This window comes from Catellatospora aurea (assembly GCF_042663325.1).
GTDB classification, from domain to species: Bacteria; Actinomycetota; Actinomycetes; order Mycobacteriales; family Micromonosporaceae; genus Catellatospora; species Catellatospora aurea.
Genome location: NZ_JBHTAC010000007.1, coordinates 142,340 through 158,648, shown reverse-complemented (window position 1 = coordinate 158,648; position 16,309 = coordinate 142,340). Strand labels below are relative to the sequence as shown.

Annotated in this window: 17 protein-coding genes and 1 pseudogene; 11 read left to right on the top strand and 7 right to left on the bottom strand. The window is 71.2% G+C overall.

From position 1 onward, the window contains the following. Positions 1 to 68: 68 nt before the first annotated feature. From ngcE to ACFQO7_RS09740, 3 genes are all read left to right on the top strand, one after another. Positions 69 to 1,493 (top strand): N-acetylglucosamine/diacetylchitobiose ABC transporter substrate-binding protein, encoded by a 1,425-nt coding sequence (gene ngcE, locus ACFQO7_RS09750; RefSeq protein WP_360531239.1) that lies wholly within the window; start codon positions 69 to 71, stop codon positions 1,491 to 1,493. Positions 1,494 to 1,633: 140 nt separating this feature from the next. Further along, positions 1,634 to 2,623: a carbohydrate ABC transporter permease gene (locus ACFQO7_RS09745; RefSeq protein WP_376806053.1), complete on the top strand. Its 990-nt coding sequence runs from the start codon at positions 1,634 to 1,636 to the stop codon at positions 2,621 to 2,623. A 12-nt stretch (positions 2,624 to 2,635) separates the two neighbouring features. Continuing rightward, positions 2,636 to 3,565 (top strand): carbohydrate ABC transporter permease, encoded by a 930-nt coding sequence (locus tag ACFQO7_RS09740; protein ID WP_376806052.1) that lies wholly within the window; start codon positions 2,636 to 2,638, stop codon positions 3,563 to 3,565. Positions 3,566 to 3,634: 69 nt separating this feature from the next. Here ACFQO7_RS09740 and phoU read toward each other — a convergent pair whose 3' ends face one another. Next, positions 3,635 to 4,273 carry a phosphate signaling complex protein PhoU gene (gene phoU, locus ACFQO7_RS09735; RefSeq protein WP_360531251.1) on the bottom strand — a complete coding sequence of 213 codons (639 nt, stop codon included), beginning with the start codon at positions 4,271 to 4,273 and terminating at the stop codon, positions 3,635 to 3,637. Positions 4,274 to 4,502: 229 nt separating this feature from the next. Between phoU and ACFQO7_RS09730 the strand changes: the two are divergent. The 4 genes and pseudogenes from ACFQO7_RS09730 to ACFQO7_RS09715 form a co-directional block, all read left to right on the top strand. After that, positions 4,503 to 5,762 (top strand): annotated as a pseudogene (locus ACFQO7_RS09730) (sensor histidine kinase); the annotation flags it as partial. 139 nt (positions 5,763 to 5,901) lie between these two features. Beyond that, positions 5,902 to 6,585 (top strand): response regulator transcription factor, encoded by a 684-nt coding sequence (locus tag ACFQO7_RS09725; RefSeq protein WP_120317276.1) that lies wholly within the window; start codon positions 5,902 to 5,904, stop codon positions 6,583 to 6,585. A gap of 131 nt (positions 6,586 to 6,716) precedes the next feature. Then, positions 6,717 to 7,241, top strand: coding sequence for a SigE family RNA polymerase sigma factor (locus tag ACFQO7_RS09720; RefSeq protein WP_376806051.1), 525 nt, complete (start codon positions 6,717 to 6,719; stop codon positions 7,239 to 7,241). After that, positions 7,238 to 8,095, top strand: a complete 858-nt coding sequence (locus tag ACFQO7_RS09715; protein ID WP_376806050.1) for a hypothetical protein — start codon at positions 7,238 to 7,240, stop codon at positions 8,093 to 8,095. The genes ACFQO7_RS09720 and ACFQO7_RS09715 overlap by 4 nt, the downstream gene beginning before the upstream one ends. 92 nt (positions 8,096 to 8,187) lie before the next feature. Here ACFQO7_RS09715 and ACFQO7_RS09710 read toward each other — a convergent pair whose 3' ends face one another. The 3 genes from ACFQO7_RS09710 to ACFQO7_RS09700 are packed head-to-tail and all read right to left on the bottom strand — an operon-like array spanning position 8,188 to position 9,595. After that, positions 8,188 to 8,571 (bottom strand): type II toxin-antitoxin system death-on-curing family toxin, encoded by a 384-nt coding sequence (locus ACFQO7_RS09710; protein WP_376806049.1) that lies wholly within the window; start codon positions 8,569 to 8,571, stop codon positions 8,188 to 8,190. Next, on the bottom strand, positions 8,568 to 8,747 hold the full coding sequence (locus ACFQO7_RS09705; protein WP_376806048.1) for a hypothetical protein: 180 nt from the start codon (positions 8,745 to 8,747) through the stop codon (positions 8,568 to 8,570). The genes ACFQO7_RS09710 and ACFQO7_RS09705 overlap by 4 nt, the downstream gene beginning before the upstream one ends. A gap of 17 nt (positions 8,748 to 8,764) precedes the next feature. Next, a complete protein-coding gene (locus tag ACFQO7_RS09700; protein ID WP_376806047.1) occupies positions 8,765 to 9,595 on the bottom strand; it encodes a DUF3109 family protein in 831 nt (276 codons plus the stop codon). A gap of 43 nt (positions 9,596 to 9,638) precedes the next feature. On the opposite strand from ACFQO7_RS09700, the gene ACFQO7_RS09695 reads away from it, so the two are divergent. Both ACFQO7_RS09695 and ACFQO7_RS09690 read left to right on the top strand, forming a co-directional pair. Then, positions 9,639 to 10,565 (top strand): Ppx/GppA phosphatase family protein, encoded by a 927-nt coding sequence (locus tag ACFQO7_RS09695; RefSeq protein WP_360531269.1) that lies wholly within the window; start codon positions 9,639 to 9,641, stop codon positions 10,563 to 10,565. 20 nt (positions 10,566 to 10,585) lie between these two features. Beyond that, a complete protein-coding gene (locus tag ACFQO7_RS09690; protein WP_360531272.1) occupies positions 10,586 to 11,389 on the top strand; it encodes a sugar phosphate isomerase/epimerase family protein in 804 nt (267 codons plus the stop codon). Between the two features lie 168 nt (positions 11,390 to 11,557). Here the strand turns inward: ACFQO7_RS09690 and ACFQO7_RS09685 are convergent, their stop codons facing one another. Genes ACFQO7_RS09685 through ACFQO7_RS09675 form a run of 3 tightly spaced genes read right to left on the bottom strand, consistent with a single transcriptional unit; the run spans position 11,558 to position 13,579 of the window. Further along, complete coding sequence (locus ACFQO7_RS09685; RefSeq protein WP_360531275.1) at positions 11,558 to 12,148, bottom strand: CGNR zinc finger domain-containing protein; 591 nt, start codon at positions 12,146 to 12,148, stop codon at positions 11,558 to 11,560. Positions 12,149 to 12,166: 18 nt separating this feature from the next. Continuing rightward, positions 12,167 to 13,333: a glutathionylspermidine synthase family protein gene (locus ACFQO7_RS09680; protein ID WP_376806046.1), complete on the bottom strand. Its 1,167-nt coding sequence runs from the start codon at positions 13,331 to 13,333 to the stop codon at positions 12,167 to 12,169. Positions 13,334 to 13,339: 6 nt separating this feature from the next. Next, a complete protein-coding gene (locus ACFQO7_RS09675) occupies positions 13,340 to 13,579 on the bottom strand; it encodes a hypothetical protein (RefSeq protein WP_230687110.1) in 240 nt (79 codons plus the stop codon). Between the two features lie 120 nt (positions 13,580 to 13,699). On the opposite strand from ACFQO7_RS09675, the gene ACFQO7_RS09670 reads away from it, so the two are divergent. Further along, positions 13,700 to 14,653 (top strand): proline dehydrogenase family protein, encoded by a 954-nt coding sequence (locus ACFQO7_RS09670; RefSeq protein ID WP_376806045.1) that lies wholly within the window; start codon positions 13,700 to 13,702, stop codon positions 14,651 to 14,653. 49 nt (positions 14,654 to 14,702) lie between these two features. Continuing rightward, on the top strand, positions 14,703 to 16,196 hold the full coding sequence (locus ACFQO7_RS09665; protein WP_376806044.1) for a hypothetical protein: 1,494 nt from the start codon (positions 14,703 to 14,705) through the stop codon (positions 16,194 to 16,196). Positions 16,197 to 16,309: the final 113 nt, after the last annotated feature.

Genomic DNA, 16,309 nt, shown 5'->3' with positions numbered 1-16,309 from the left:
CAGATCGAAGTGCAGCGACGCGCCGGAAGGGCCCGACGCGCCGCGATATCTCGTACGAGGAGATTGTCATGACCGTAACCCCCGACAGCCCGTCGGAGCTGAACCGCCGCACCGTGTTGCGCCGGGCCGCTGCCGCCGGTCTGCTCGCCGCCCCCGCCATCAGCGCCCTGGCCGCGTGCGCCAGCGAGGACGGCGACGGTGGCACCACCGGCGAGAAGACCGAGGCCAACCCGTTCGGCGTCGGTGACAAGCAGCCGCTGGAGGTCGCGTTCTTCAACGGCGGCTTCGGCGAGGACTACGCCAAGTTCGACGTGGCCGCCTACGAGGCCAAGTGGCCGGGCAGCAAGGTCGACCTGAAGTTCTCCAAGCTGATCCTCACCGACTACCAGCCGCGCTTCTACGGCGGCAACCCGCCGGACCTGCTGAACAACTCGTCCCCCGAGACCATCCCGGTCGGCCCGGTCATCCAGGGCAACCAGCTGCGCGACCTCACCGAGCTGCTCGACGCGCCCAGCTACGACGACCCGAAGGTCAAGGTCAAGGACACCCTGGTCGCCGGCACGGTCGAGTCGGGCCTGTTCAACGGCAAGCCGTACACCCTGAACTACGCGTACTCGATCTACGGCATGTGGTACGACGAGACGCTGTTCGCCACCAAGGGCTACACCGTGCCGAAGAACTGGGACGAGTTCGCGGCGCTGGCGGAGAAGGCGAAGGCCGACAAGATCGCGGCCTTCACGTTCCAGGGCGTCCACCCCTGGTACATCTTCAACGTGGTGAACGAGTTCATCTGGATGGCCGGTGGCCTCGACGCCTTCATGAAGATCGACAACCTTGAGCCGAACGCGTGGAAGCAGGACGCGGTCAAGCTGACCGCCGAGCGCCTCGCCGAGATGGCCGCCAAGGGCTGGGTGCAGGCCGGCGCGTCCGGTCTCGACCACACCACCACGCAGCAGGCCGTGCTCGACGGCAAGGCCCTGTTCATCTGGTGCGGCTCGTGGCTCGAGGGCGAGATGGCCAAGACCATCCCGGCCGGGGTCAAGCTGGCCGTGGCTCCGCCGTGGAACATCTCCGCTTCGGACAAGAGCAAGTACGGCACCGTGCACGCGGCGCCGGGCGAGGGCTTCATCGTTCCGAGCCGGAGCAAGAACCCGGCCGGCGGCCTGGAGTTCCTGCGCATGATGCTGGGCAAGGAGCAGGCGCGCAAGTTCGCCGAGCTCACCAAGTCCCTGCCGGTCGTCAAGGGCGCCGCCGACGGCCTGACCATCTCCAACGCCCTGACCTCCGCCTCGAAGGTGGCCGCGGCCGCCCCCGAGGTCATCAGCTGGCGCTACGAGGGCTGGTACGCCCCGCTGGTGACGGCCGTGGGCAACGCCGCCACCGACCTGCTGGCGGGCAAGTCCACGCCGGACGCCTTCATGGCCGCCGTGCAGAAGGTCGCCGACGAGGTGGCCAAGGACGAGAAGATCGTCAAGCAGAAGCGCACCGCCTGATCGTCCGGTGATCGGGTCTCCCGATCACGGGTGGGGCCGGCCCGGCCGGCCCCACCCCCGCGGAACGCGGCTCACCTGGTCTGTGGCTGCCCCGGCATCCCGCCCGTTCCCCTCGCAGCTGTCAGCAAAGGAACTTGATCATGCGGAACGGCAGAGCGCCCTTCATTGCAGGATTCCTCTTCGCCCCGGTCCTGCTCTACGTGGTGTACGTCCTCATCCCCTACGTGCGTACGGCGTACTTCTCGCTGACCGACTTCAACGGGTTCAGCCCCGAGTACGGCTTCGTAGGCCTAGGCAACTACCTGGAACTCCTCAAGGACGAGGTCTACCTGCGGGCCATCGGCCACAACGCGGTCGTGCTCACGGTGTTCCCCATCGTCACGATCCTGCTGGCGCTGTTCTTCGCGTTCATGCTGAACGTCGGCGGCCGGGGCGACAAGGCAGGCATCCGCGGCGTGCGCGGCTCGTCGCTGTACAAGTTCATCTTCTTCTTCCCGCAGGTGCTGTCGATCGCCATCGTCGCGGTGATCTGGCGCCGCGTGTTCCAGAGCAACGACGGCGGCATGATCAACGCCGTGCTGATGTCGCTGGGCCTGGTCGACGAGGAGAAGCCGCTGCTGTTCCTCGCCGAATCCGACTCGGTGATCCCCCCGATCCACCTCGGCGCGTTCACGCTCGACGCGCCCGTGGTGCTGATCTGCCTCATCGGCGTCGCGATCTGGGGCGGCGTCGGTTTCTACCTGGTGCTCTTCTCGGCGGCCATGCAGTCGATCCCGAAGGACATCTACGAGGCCGCCACCCTCGACGGCGCGACCCGCGTGCAGACCTTCTTCCGGGTGACGCTGCCGCTGCTGCGCGAGCACGTCTCGGTCGCCTGGATCTACCTCGGCATCGCCGCACTCGACTTCTACGCGCTGGTCATCGGCCTCACCCCGGGAGCCGGCGGTGGCGGCCCGAACAACGCCAGCGAGGTCATGAGCTCGTGGATGCTCACCAGCGCCTTCCGCAGCAGCCGCTACGACGGCTTCGCGTTCGCCTGCGCGATGGGCATGTCCATCGCCCTGCTGACGATGCTGCTGGCCGGTGTGCAGTTCCGGCTCACCCGCAGCCGCGACAAGCTCGAGTTCTGAGAGGTATACGAGATGGCCACCACCGTTACCGCAGACGCCCCCGCCGCGGCCGCGCCCCCCGCGCCGCCCGCCGCGCCGGTCAAGCAGCGTGAGGGATACGCCGCCAACGCCTTCGCCCACATCTTCCTCGCGGTCTGGGGCCTGCTGGTCACCATCCCGCTGATCTGGGCCGTCATCCAGTCGTTCAAGACCGACGACGAGATCATCCACGACCCGCTCGGCCTGCCCGAGCAGTGGCTCTTCGGCGCCTTCGGCCGGGCCTGGACCAAGGGCAACATCGGCGAGTTCTTCCTGAACACGATCATCGTGCTGCTCGGCAGCGTGACACTGACCATGCTGCTCGGCGCGATGGCGGCATACGTGCTCGCGCGCTACCCGTTCCGCGGCAACCGGGCCGTGTACTGGATGTTCGTCGCCGGCCTGACGCTGCCCATCTACCTGGGCATCCTGCCGCTGTTCCTGCTGGTGCAGGACATGTCCAAGGCGCTGGGCCTGGAAGAGGTCATCGGGCTGAACACGCACCTGGGACTGATCCTGGTGTACGTGGCGTACTCCATGCCCTTCACGGTGTTCTTCCTGCACGCCTTCTTCCGGACGCTGCCGACCACCATCGCGGAGGCCGCGTCGGTGGACGGGGCCGGGCACGTGCGGCTGTTCTTCCAGGTCATGATGCCGATGGCGAAGCCTGGTCTGATCAGCATCGGCATCTTCAACGTGATCGGCCAGTGGAACCAGTTCCTGCTGCCGACCGTGCTGATGAAGGACTCCGACAAGAAGATGCTCACCCAGGGTCTGCTGGAGCTGGCGACGAACGCCCGTTACGAGACGGACTTCGCGCGGCTGTTCGCTGGCATGACCATCGCGATGCTCCCCATCCTGGCCGTGTACCTGGGCTTCCACCGCCAGGTCCAGTCCGGCCTGACGGGCGCGACGCTCAAGTAACCCGGCCTGCGGAAACGGGGCGGTGCGCAGGTCGCGCACCGCCCCGTTCGCCGTTGCGGCGCACACCGGTCAGGATTCGCCGGTGACCAGGTAGATGACGTGGCGGCCGGCGTTGACGGCGTGGTCGGCGTAGCGCTCGTAGAAGCGGGCCAGCAGGGCGGCGTCCACGGCGGCTTCCACGCCGTGCGTCCACTCCGAGTTGAGCAGCTTCTCGAACAGCGCCTTCTCCAGCTCGTCCATGGCGTCGTCGTCGCGCTCCAGTTCGGCGGCGCGTTCGATGTCGCGGGACGCGAGCACCAGCGTGATCTTGCCAGCGATGCGGTCGGCGATGTTGGCCATCTGGCCGAAGACCCCGGCGAGCTCGGCGGGCACGCAGACCGCCGGGTGCCGGCGCAGCGCCGACTTGGCCACGTGCTCGGCCAGGTCGCCCATGCGCTCCAGGTCGGTGCCGATGTGCAGCGACGTGATCACCATGCGCAGGTCGGAGGCGACGGGGGCCTGCTGCGCGAGCAGCCGGAGCACCTTCTCCTCGACGGCGCGGAACAGGGCGTTGATCTCCTCGTCGCGGGCGATGACGCGCTCGGCGCCCTCCTTGTCGGCGCTGAGCAGGGCGGTGGTCGCCGCGCTCATCGCGGTGCGGACCGCCTCGGCCATGGAGACCAGCAGGCGGCCGACCTCGAGCAGGTCGGCACGGAACTCCTCGCGCATTGATCACTTCCAGTAACGATGGGGGGCTCTGGTCCGCACCACGGTAGGCGGCGCGCACGGCCGGAAGTTGAACGCCGGTGAACGGGAGCGGGCGCGACGGTGAACACTGTGCAACCAATGCCGTATATGGCCAGGTTACAGATGATTTGTACGAGACCGTTGGTGGAATGATCTGACCTACGATCGCAACGTGAAGGTACTGGCAGCGCCCCCCGACGGCGGCACGCTCATGCTGGCGATCGCCGTCGGCATCGTGCTCGGCCTCGCCGCGGGCCTCCTGCTGGCCCGCTACCAGGCGCACCGACGTGCGGCACGCGCGGTGAACGCGCTGGGGCCGTCCGGGCTGGGCGCGCCGCCGGTCGGCGACCCGTTGGCCGGGCTGGGCCGCAAGAGCCTCGACGCGCTGCGGGTGGGCGTGGTGCTGCTCGACGGCACCGACCAGGTCGTGCTCGCCAACCGGTCGGCGCGGGCCATGGGCATGCTGCGGGCCAGCGCCGTGCCGGGCACGATCGCCGCCCACCCGATCCTGCGTACGCTCGCCGGCCAGGTGCGCCACACGGGCGTGCCGCGCGAGGTGGAGCTGGACCTGCCGCGCGGCCGCGAGCTGGGCGAGTCGCAGCCGCTGGGCGTGCACCTGCGCGCGGTGGCGGTCGGCGGCGGGCTGGTCTGCGTGGAGGCGGCCGACGTCACCGACGCGCACCGGGTGGAGCGGGTGCGCCGCGACTTCGTGGCGAACGTGAGCCACGAGCTGAAGACCCCGATCGGCGCGTTGCAGCTGCTGGCCGAGGCGCTGCTGGACGCCACCGAGCCGCCGGACGAGCAGCCGGCCGACCCGGAGGCCGCGGCGGCCCAGGCGGCCGAGGACGTGGTGGCGAGCCGGCGGTTCGCCGAGCGCATACAGCGCGAGAGCACCCGGCTCGGCCGGCTGGTGTCGGAGCTGCTGGAGCTGTCCCGGCTGCAGGGCGCCGAGCGGCTGCCCGACCCCGAGCCGGTCGCGGTGGACGCGGTGGTGGCCGAGGCGCTGGACCGCGCCCGCACCAACGCGGCCGCCAAGCACATCGAGCTGGTCGTCATCGGCACCCGCGGGCTGACCGTGTACGGCAACGACAACCAGTTCGCCACGGCCCTGGGCAACCTGGTCGAGAACGCCGTGGCGTACTCGCACGAGCACTCCGCGGTCGTGGTCAGCGCGCTGGCCGAGGGGGACCGGGTCGACATCAGCGTGTCGGACCAGGGCATCGGCATCGGGCCGGGAGACCTGGACCGGGTGTTCGAGCGCTTCTACCGGGCCGACCAGGCCCGCTCGCGGGCGACCGGCGGCACCGGCCTCGGCCTGGCCATCGTCAAGCACATCGCCACCAACCACGGGGGCCGCGTCGACGTGCGCAGCCGCCTGGGTGGAGGCTCGACGTTCACCCTCCGGTTACCTGCCCGACCACCGGAGGCGATGCTTCCGCTACCCGCCTCCTTTGAGATCGATGCGGCGCCGGTGCCCGACGCCCCCGCGCCCCTGAACCACGCGGCCGACGCCGTGAACCTCGCAGCGCAGGACGCGACCCCCGCGGCTGCTGCGAACCCCGCACGACCGGCACAGACCGGCTGACTGGCAACTGCGAAAGGTGGGCGTGATGTCCCGCGTACTGGTCGTCGAGGACGAGGAGTCGTTCTCGGACGCGCTGTCGTACATGCTGCGCAAGGAAGGCTTCGAGGTGTCCGTCGCGGCCACCGGCACCGCCGCGCTCACCGAGTTCGACCGCACCGGCGCGGACATCGTGCTGCTCGACCTGATGCTGCCGGAGATGTCCGGCACCGAGGTCTGCCGCCAGCTGCGCCAGCGCTCGCACGTGCCGATCATCATGGTCACCGCACGGGACAGCGAGATCGACAAGGTGGTCGGCCTGGAGATCGGGGCCGACGACTACGTGACCAAGCCGTACTCCCCGCGCGAACTCGTCGCCCGCATCAGGGCGGTGCTGCGCCGGCAGACCACCGACGTGGTCGAGGTGGCGGGCGGCACGCTGGCCGCCGGCCCGGTCCGGATGGACGTGGAACGGCACGTGGTGACCGTCGACGGCGCGCCGGTGCAGCTGCCGCTGAAGGAGTTCGAGCTGCTGGAGCTGCTGCTGCGCAACGCGGGCCGGGTGCTGACCCGCGGCCAGCTGATCGACCGGGTCTGGGGTGCCGACTACGTCGGTGACACCAAGACCCTCGACGTGCACGTGAAGCGGCTGCGCTCGAAGATCGAGCCCGAGCCGTCCACGCCCCGCTACCTCGTCACCGTCCGCGGCCTGGGCTACAAGTTCGAGCCGTAAGTCGTATTCGCGGCCTCTCCATGCTCCGCCCCTGCCGGGTCCCGCGGCACGGGCGGGGCTTTTTCGTACCGGCAGGCTGTCAACCTTCGGGTCGGGGGCGTCGTCCTTGGTGGGCGACGAAAGGAGAGCCTGTGCGGTCACGAGACGCGTACGCCGGACTGGCGGACCTGGTCGCCTCGCGCGGCCCGGCCCTGCTGGCCACGGCGACCCTGCTCAGCGGCGGGCGTACCGCCGGAGAGGACCTGCTCCAGGCGGCCCTGGAACGGATGATGCGGGCCTGGCGCCGCATCGACGGCGACCCCGAGGGTTACCTGCGCCGCACCATGTACCACCTGGCCGTGGACAGCTGGCGGCGGCGGCTGCGGCGGCGCGAGGTCGTCGCCACGGTCGAGCCGCCCGCGCACTCCGACGGCACGGACTCACTCGCGCTGCGCCACGCGCTGGTGCAGGCACTGGCGCAGCTGCCGCCCCGGCAGCGGGCCGTGCTGGTGCTGCGCTACTGGGAGCAGCTCAGCGAGGCCGAGGCCGCGGCGGTGCTCGGCTGCTCGGTCGGCACGGTCAAATCGAGCGCCTCGCGCGGCCTGGCCCGGTTGCGCGAGATCGCGGCGGCCTGGGCTCTCGACGAATCCCCACTGCGGATCGGAGCACCTTCATGAACAGCTCACTGGAAGACGAACTGGCGGCAGGGATGCGGGAGCACACCGCAGACCTGCGGCCGAGCCCGGACCTGCTGGACCGGGCGGCCCGCCGCAACCGGCGGCGAACCGCGGGCCGGGCGGTCGGCGCCGGCGTGTTCGGCCTGGCGGCCGTGGTGGCGGTCGCGATGACGGCGCTGGGCGGCACCCCCGCCGCCCCGACCGCGGACCCGGGCCCACGCCCCGCGCCGGAACTGCTGACCGTCGGCATGGTGTCCGAGCGGGCCGTGGCGGCGCTGGCCGGTGACGACGTGCAGCACATCGTCTCGACCACCACCTACCGCGGCACCACCGAGCACGGCGAGTGGTGGTTCGACCAGACGACCGGCGACTCGCGCATCACTCACCTGTCGGCACCCGGCGGCACGGCGACGATGGACCTCTGGCAGCTGGTACGCGACGACACGCTCACCATGACGCAGGTCTTCCACCAGGACCGGAGCTTCCTGCGTCTCGACCGGGCGCTGAACGGCGAGCGGCCGTCCGGCCCGGCGGGTGGCACCCCCGAGGAGCTGCGCGCGGCCCTGCGCCGCGGCGACGGCTACACCCTGGTCGGCCCCGTCGACCTGGACGGCCGGGCAGTGCTGCACCTGCGCCTGGAGTTCGAGGACGGCTCGGACGAACTGTGGGTGGACGCCGAGACCTACCGGGCGGTCCGCCGGGAGACGGTCAAGCAGACGCCCGACGGCGACGCCCGCAACCGGATGGACTTCGAGTGGCAGCCCCGCAACACGGACTCACTCGCCCCCCTCACGGTGACCATCCCGACCGGCTACACCCAGCGGACCCTGCCCCCCGTCGACGGACCCGTGTAGGCCTCCGCACTTTCGGGGAAACTGCGCGAATCCGGTCGCCGATTGTCGCGGTTTCCCCGAAAAGTGCACGAGCGGCCGCGAAGCGCCGCGGGTCAGTAGAGGGCGCGGAGGGCTTGGGCGATCTCCTCGATGTCACGGAGTTCGCCGGTGCAGACCGCGATGACCAGGTCGTATGCGGCGTCCTGGTCGAGGGCGGCGAGGCGGCGGCGGCTCACCGCACCGTTCACGGTGAGGAAGGCGGTGGCCGTGATCCAGCCGATGCGCTTGTTGCCGTCCACGAACGGGTGGTTGCGGGTCAGCGACTGGAGCAGGGCCGCCGCCTTCGTCCACAGGTCCGGGTAGGCGTCCGCGCCGAACACGCTGCTGCGCGGGCGGGCCACCGCCGACTCGATCAGCCCGGGATCGCGCACGGCGACGCCGAGCCGGTCCGCGATCGCCAGCACGTCGGCGTACGTCGGGACGTAGACCTCGCTCACTGGGCGAGCCGGGCGAGCAGGTCGGTGTGCGCAGCGAAGATCTCGTCGACGGCCGCGCCGAAGCCCTGCGGGCCGGGCTCGATCTCGTCGACGTCGTCGAGCGCGGCGAGGCGCTCCTCGTGGTCGACCGCGGGCGGGACGGGGACCTGCCGTCCGCGCAGCTGCTCCTCGCTCATGTCCACTCCTCTGAGGCTTATGAATCGAGGTTAGCCGGGCGGGCAATGAGTTTGAGCGGCGTGCGCCGGCGGGCTTCGACGGTGGCGGGGTGCTCGGCGACCAGGCCGCGCTTGTCGCGCTCGGCGCACATCTCGGCCAGCCGGGCGTACGCCTGCTCGCCGACCAGCGCGGTCAGCTCGGGGGCGTAGCTGACGTACATCGGTTCCGTGCCGACGTGCGCGTCCGGCGAGGAGGTGCACCACCAGTGCAGGTCGTGGCCGCCCGCGCCCCAGCCCCGCCGGTCGAACTCGCCGATGACCGATACCAGGATCTTGGTGTCGTCGGGGCGTTTGACCCACTGCTGATCCCGGCGGACGGGCAGCTGCCAGCACACGTCGGGCTTGTAGGTCAGCGGGTGCACCCCGTCGCGCAGCGCCTGGGCGTGCAGGGCGCAGCCGCCCCCGCCCGGGAAGTCGGCGTCGTTGAGGAAGACGCAGGGGCCCTCCTCGCCGTCGGGGCCGTGCTGGACGGCGGTGCGCCGGGCCGGTTTCTCGTCGTGCAGCTCGTCCAGCTCGGTCCACTTCTCGAAGCCGCGTACGTGGTGCTGCCAGGTGTCCTTGTCCAGGCGCTTGACCGCGGCCTTGACCCGTTTGACGTCGTCGGCGTCGGTGAAGAACGCGCCGTGCGAGCAGCAGCCCTCCTCCTCCCGCCCGGCGATGATGCCCCGGCAGGCGCTGCCGAACACACACGTCCAGCGCGACAGCAGCCAGGTCAGGTCGGCACGGATCAGGTGGGCCGGATCCGCCGGGTCGGCGAACTCGATCCACTCCCGCGGGAAGTCCAGCGAAGTCTCGCCCTCATGGTCCACGATCCCAGCCTACGGCGGCGGCGGGCACCGATAACGTAGGCGCATGCGGCTTGGTGTCCTCGATGTCGGATCCAATACAGTTCATCTCCTGGTGGTCGATGCGCACCGCGGTGCGCACCCGTGGCCCGCGCACTCCCAGAAGGAGCGGCTGCGCCTGGCCGAGCAGCTCGGCGAGGCGGGGGAGCTGACCATCGCCGGGGCCGACGCGCTGGTGAAGGCCTGTGAGCAGGCCAAGACCGCGGCCGAGCAGCAGGGCGCGGAGGAGCTGATGGCGTTCGCCACCTCCGCGGTTCGCGACGCCACCAACTCCGCCCAGGTGCTGCGCCGGGTGTACGAGGAGACCGGTGTCGAGCTGCGGGTGCTCTCCGGCGAGGACGAGGCCCGGATGACCTTCCTGGCGGTACGCCGGTGGTTCGGCTGGTCGGCGGGCCGGCTGCTGGTGCTGGACATCGGCGGCGGCTCGCTGGAGATCGCGGCGGGCATCGACGAGGAGCCCACGGTGGCGGTGTCGCTGCCGCTGGGCGCGGGCCGGCTGACCCGGCGCTGGCTGCGGGCCGACCCGCCCGGCGCGGCGGAGCTGGCCGCCCTGCAGTCCTACGTGGACGAGCAGCTCATGCACCGGGAGCTGGACGGGCTGAAGGGCTGGGAGATCGCCGCGGCGACCTCGAAGACGTTCCGCTCGCTGGCCCGGCTGGCCGGCGCCGCGCCCAGCGGCGACGGGCTCTGGGCCCCTCGCGCGCTCACCCTGCAGGGCCTGCACCAGGTGCGCGGCTTCATCCAGCGCATCCCGTCGGCCGGTCTGGCCGAACTGGACGGAGTCAGCGCCAGTCGCGCCCATCAGCTGCTCGCCGGAGCGGTTGTGGCGGAGGCCGCAATGCGCCGACTGGGCATCGATGAGCTGCGCATCTGCCCCTGGGCATTGCGGGAGGGCGTCATCCTGACGCGCCTGGATCAGCTCTCCGCGGGGTGACCGGGGCTACCCTGGACAACGTGTCCGTTCCCGTGCTCCTGTCCAGCTCGTCCGTTTTTCCCGAGCCCACCGCCGCAGCGTTCGAGCTGGCGGCGTCGCTGGGATACGACGGGGTCGAGGTCATGGTGTGGACCGACGCGGTGAGCCAGGACGCCGGCGCACTGCGTGGGCTGTCCCGGCACTACGGCGTGCCGGTGCTGTCGATCCACGCGCCCTGCCTGCTGGTCACCCAGCGGGTCTGGAGCAGCGACCCGAAGGAGCGGCTGCGCCGTGCGGTGATCCTGGCCGACACGCTGAGCGCGCCGACGGTCGTGGTGCACCCACCGTTCACCTGGCAGCGCGACTACGCCCGGGGCTTCGCGGACACGGTGGGCAAGCTGGCGCACCGGCACACCGGGGTGCGCATCGCGGTGGAGAACATGTACCCGGTGCGCATGGGCCGCCGCCAGGTCGTGCCGTACCACCCGGGCTGGGATCCGACCGAGGCCGGGTACGACTCGTACACCCTGGATCTGTCGCACTGCGCGGCGTCGCGGTCCGACGCCCTGGAGATGGCCGACACGATGGGGCCGGGGCTGGCCCACATCCACCTGGGCGACGGCACCGGCGAGGGCCGGGACGAGCACCTGGTGCCCGGCCGCGGCACCCAGCCGTGCGCGCGGCTGCTGGAAGGGCTGGAGCGGCGCGGGTTCACCGGCTCGGTGGCGATGGAGGTGGCGACCCGCAAGGCGGGCAGCCGCGCCGCCCGCGAGGCCGACCTGGCCGAGGCGCTGGCGTTCGCCCGCACCCACCTCGCCGCCGGCGTAGCCCCCACCCGCTCCTGACCAACCCACCCACCGCCCCCACCGCCCCGCCGGGGCGTGCAGCCTGCGGCTGCCGTCTCCGGCGGTTGGGAAGGTGCCCTTCCTCTACGTATGTGGTTTGCAAGGTGCCCTTCCTTGCATGGCAGAGGGCCGCTCCCGGAGGGAGCGGCCCTGAGGTTGGAGGCGGCGTCAGCCGACCGATGTCAGGCTGGGCTGCTGGGGGACGGTGGGCTTGAGCTGGGCCTTGTGGGCCAGCTCGGTGACCGCGGCCTTCTTGCGGGCGCGGTGGGCCGCGACGTGCGAGCGCGTGGCGCAGCGCTCGGAGCAGAAGCGGCGGCAGTTGTTGGACGAGGTGTCGAGGTAGACGTTGCCGCAGCGGTCGTCGGCGCAGACGCCGAACCGGGCGCTGCCGTACTCGCAGAGCCACACGGACAGGCCCCAGACGGCGCCGGCCAGGTACTCGGCGCTGACCGCGGAGCCGCGGCTGGTGACGTGGATGTGCCAGTTCCCGGACTCATGGCCGGAGATGCGGGGGTGCACCGGATGGGCTTCGAGCAGCGAGTTGAGCTCTTCGACGGCCTCGCGTTCGCGGCCGTGCGCGCCGTGTTCGAACACCTCGCGCAGCCGCCGTTGTGCCTTGCGGAACACCTGCAGGTCGCGTTCGGTGGCGTCCTCGCACATCCAGTCCGGCCCCGGCAGGACAGCGCGGAGCTGGCTCAGGTCGTCCAGCGGCGCGTTGACAAGATCAACAGCCGTTCGGGCGTACGCATCGAAGTTCACCCGACAAAGGTAGTGCACCTACGGCGTGCGTGGGGTGTCAACATAGTGGGGTATGAAGCGAGCGTGACCGTCGGTGATCAGGCTGGTGCTCTCCCGTAGTCCCAGCCCCGCCGACTCGCCATCGATGATCCATGAACCCAGCACCACGTGGTTGCCCTGGAACGAAGGCAGCGCACGGAACTCCTGGAAGCAGTGGCCACCGGTGTCGTAGATACCGTCCGTGACCTGCTCACCTGCCGCAGTGACGATCCGCACATTAGCCCCCTCGCGGCCGAGCAGCGGCTTGGCCACGTACTCGGTCATGTCCCGCGGGCCGTCCAGGTATGCCGGCAGCAGCAGCTCGTGGCCCGGGTACAGCTCCCAGAGCACGGCCAGCAGCGCCTTGTTCGACAGCAGCAGCTTCCAGGCCGGCTCGATCCAGGTGGTCGGGGTCCCCGGGTCCAGCGCGAGCCGCCCGTACGGCTCGGCGACCATCCACTCCCAGGGGTACAGCTTGAAGATCGTGCTGATCGGGTCGCCGCCGCTGTCGCGGAAGCGCCGCCCGTCCCAGGCGATGTCGAGCATCGGGGTGACCCGCACGTCCAGCCCGGCCTGATGCGCGGTGTCGGCCAGGTAGCCGACGGTCATCAGGTCCTCGAACGTCTCCTCCAGGTTCGACCACGCGAAGTGCACCGGGCCCGCGGCGAACTGGGGGCCGAGCCGGCGCCACGCGGCGATCAGGCGCTCGTGCAGGCTGTTCCACTGGTCGGAGTCCGGCCGGGTGTCGGTGAGCCAGAACCACTGGATGATCGCCGCCTCCAGCAGCGAGGTGGGCGTGTCGGCGTTGTACTCCAGCATCTTCGGCGGACCGCTGCCGTCGTACCAGAGGTCGAACCGGCCGTACAGGGTCGGCGGCTGCTCGCGCCACACCCGGCGCACCTCGTCCACGGCCCAGGCGGGGATGCCGAAGTCGGCCCACCGGTCCTGCTCGACCACGTGCTTGGCGGCCGCCAGCGACATCCGGTGCAGCTCCTCGGTCGCCTCCTCCAGCCGGAGCACCTCGTCCAGGGTGAACGAGTAGCAGGCGGACTCGTCCCAGTACGGGGTGGTGGCGCCGTCGTCGAGCTTGGTGTCGGCGTAGAGCATGCCCTGCGCCCGGACCTTCTCCCGCCAGTCCGGGCGCGGTTCGAGCTGATGACGCTGCACGGGCGGTCAGCCGCCGCAGGAGGCGAGGTGGGTGCCGAAGCCGCCCGAATCGGGCAGCGCCTCGGTAGGGGCGGGGGGCTCGGCCAGCCGGATGCCGGAGCTGCCGGCGGCGAACACGGTCTGCTGGGGGTCGGGCTGACCCCAGCAGTCGTCGTCATCGTCGTCCAGGGCACAGGCCAGGCCGGCGACGAGCAGCACGACCCCACCGATGATCACGGCGGGGGAGCGGAGCGGGTTCGAGTTCACAGCTGAAGTTTGTAGCCGACGCACACAACCCTCCCTTCACCGAGATATCGAGCAGTGTTCTTGTATACAACGGGCAGGAGTCCCGTGAGCCCTTCGGCGCAGGCGGGTTACGCTGCCAGCATGCTTCGCTCCGTGATCCTCGCCGCCGCCCGATCCCAGAAGGTGGAACGGCTCGTAGAGACCGCCCCGGTCAGCCGGGACGTCGTCAAGCGTTTCGTCGCCGGCTCCGGAACCGGCGAGGCGCTCGCCGCCACCCGGCAGCTCGCCGACGCCGGCCTCTGCATCACCCTGGACAACCTGGGCGAGGACACCCTCACCGCCGAGCAGGCCAACGCCACCAAGGAGGCGTACCTGGAGCTGCTCGCCGCGCTCGGCCACGCCGGGCTGACCGCGCCGAAGGAGGGCGGCGGCGGGGTCACCGTGGCCACCGCCGAGGTCAGCCTGAAGCTGTCCGCGCTGGGCCAGGCCTTCGACGAGCAGCTCGCGGAGAAGAACGCCCGCGAGATCTGCGAGGCCGCCGCGGGCCTGGGCACCACGGTCACCCTGGACATGGAGGACCACACCACCACCGACTCGACTTTGGACATCCTGTCCCGGCTGCGCCGCGACCACCCGGGCACCGGCGCGGTGCTGCAGGCGTACCTGCGCCGCACCGAGGGCGACTGCCGGGAGCTGGCCACCGCGGGGTCCCGGGTGCGGCTGTGCAAGGGGGCGTACAAGGAGCCCGAGCACGTCGCCTACCAGGCGCCGCTGGAAGTGGACAAGTCGTACGTGCGGTGCATGAACATCCTCATGGCGGGCGAGGGCTACCCGATGCTGGCCACCCACGACCCCCGCCTGATCGCCATCGCGCAGGACCGGGCCCGCTGGTTCGACCGCGCGCCGGACGAGTTCGAGTTCCAGATGCTGTACGGCATCCGCCCCGAGGAGCAGACCCGCCTGGCCCGCGCCGGGCACACCTTGCGCGTCTACGTGCCCTACGGCACCGAGTGGTACGGCTACCTGATGCGCCGGCTCGCCGAGCGCCCCGCCAACCTCGCCTTCTTCGGACGGGCGCTGATCTCGAAGAAGTGACCGTCCGGCCGAATCACCTCGGCCGCTCAGGTGGGTAGCGTCCTCGTCCGTGATCGCCGAGGACGCCGCCCATTCCACCGACGGATCCTCGCCGCCCGTCCCGACCGCGCACCCCGTTCCGGCGCAGCGCGCCGAGCCGGATCCGTACCCGGTGTCGTACGCGGTCCCGGGTCCGCAGCCGGCGCCGGGCCCGCCGCCCGGTTTCGGGGCGCCCCACCCGTACCCCACGCTCCACCCGTACCCCACGCTCTGGCCGGATCCGGCGCTGCTGCACCGGCCGCGCCGCCGCTGGGGCCGGGTGATCGCGCTGGTCGCCACGGGCCTGACGCTGGCCTGCGCGGCCGCCGGCGGCCTGGCGGTGGTGCTGGTCCCGCCGGTGCTCGACCAGCTCGCCGCGGCGGGCACGCAGACCCCCGGCACCGCGCCCAGCCCGCGGCCGGACGACAAGCTGAGCGTGCGCCAGGCCTGGGTCAAGGAGCGCATCGACGCGGCGCTGACCGTGCAGCGCGAGGCCCTGCTCGCCGGGGACGAGAAGGCCTACCTGTCGGTGGTCGAGCCGACCGCCACCGATGCCCTCGACCGGCTGCGGATCCAGTTCCGCTCGCTGCGGGCGATGCAGGTGGCGGCGTGGACCGACCGCGGCTACCAGCCGAGTCCCAGCCCGAACGACGAGTGGCAGGTGCGGCTGAGCAGCACGCCGTGCTTCGTCGTCGCGGTGTGCAACGAGTCCCGGACGCCGTCGTTCATGCGCTGGCGCATCGAGAACGGCCGGGCGGTGCTGCTGTACTGGGAGCCGGGCGACAAGGACGGCGGCGCGCCCTGGCAGACCGACGAGCTGGTCGCGCTGGCCGGCGCGCGCACCGTGGTCGCGACCACGCCCGTCTTCGAACGGGAGCTGCCCATGCTGCTCCGCGAGGCCGAGAAGGCCGCGAAGGTCGCCGACCGGTACGCCGTCGGCACCCCGCCCAGCCGCTACCCGGTGTACTACGCGGACAGCCGCGAGTGGGAACGCTGGTACGGCGGCCACCCGCCGGACTGGGCCGGGGGCGTCGCCATCCCGGTGACGCGCGAGCGCTACGAGCTGGTGCTCAACGGCGCCTACCTGACGCAGGCCGGGCTGGGCGAGCTGATGCGCCACGAGCTGGCGCACGCCTCCTCGCTGGCCGGGGCCTCCGGCGGCTACGGCGCCTGGTGGCTGGTCGAAGGCCTGGCCGAGGAGGCCGGGGCGAACGGGGCCAAACCTGCGGCGTACCCGGCGATGGCTGAGGTGCGCCGGTTCGTCAAGAAGTGGAACCGCGACATCGAGCTGGCCGCGCCCGGCGAGAAGACCCCGGAGTCGGAGGTGGCGGGCCGCTATGGCGTCGCCTATCTGGCCGTGCACCGCCTGGTCGCCCGGTTCGGGTTCGCCAAGGCGATGGCCTTTTTCAAGTCCGTGCTGCACTTCCGGAAGGAGGCGGCGCTGGCGGCCCCGGAGCAGCTCGGCCTGAGCTGGGCGGCGGTGGAGCGGGATCTGGTCGACTACGTGCGGCGCACCGCCCGCTGAGCGGCGGCTCGGCGACGTCGAAAGAGGGTGAAAGGGGCGCACCGCTTGGATCGCCCATGCCGCTCATACCGGATTCGACTGCCGCGAGCCCTACCCGTTGCCGCAACCCGTTG

Coding starts and splice junctions, on each gene's coding strand:
- ngcE (WP_360531239.1), top strand. CDS start 69: ATGACCGTAACCCCCGACAGCCCGTCGGAGCTGAACCGCCGCACCGTG.
- ACFQO7_RS09745 (WP_376806053.1), top strand. CDS start 1,634: ATGCGGAACGGCAGAGCGCCCTTCATTGCAGGATTCCTCTTCGCCCCG.
- ACFQO7_RS09740 (WP_376806052.1), top strand. CDS start 2,636: ATGGCCACCACCGTTACCGCAGACGCCCCCGCCGCGGCCGCGCCCCCC.
- phoU (WP_360531251.1), bottom strand. CDS start 4,273: ATGCGCGAGGAGTTCCGTGCCGACCTGCTCGAGGTCGGCCGCCTGCTG.
- ACFQO7_RS09725 (WP_120317276.1), top strand. CDS start 5,902: ATGTCCCGCGTACTGGTCGTCGAGGACGAGGAGTCGTTCTCGGACGCG.
- ACFQO7_RS09715 (WP_376806050.1), top strand. CDS start 7,238: ATGAACAGCTCACTGGAAGACGAACTGGCGGCAGGGATGCGGGAGCAC.
- ACFQO7_RS09705 (WP_376806048.1), bottom strand. CDS start 8,747: ATGAGCGAGGAGCAGCTGCGCGGACGGCAGGTCCCCGTCCCGCCCGCG.
- ACFQO7_RS09695 (WP_360531269.1), top strand. CDS start 9,639: ATGCGGCTTGGTGTCCTCGATGTCGGATCCAATACAGTTCATCTCCTG.
- ACFQO7_RS09670 (WP_376806045.1), top strand. CDS start 13,700: ATGCTTCGCTCCGTGATCCTCGCCGCCGCCCGATCCCAGAAGGTGGAA.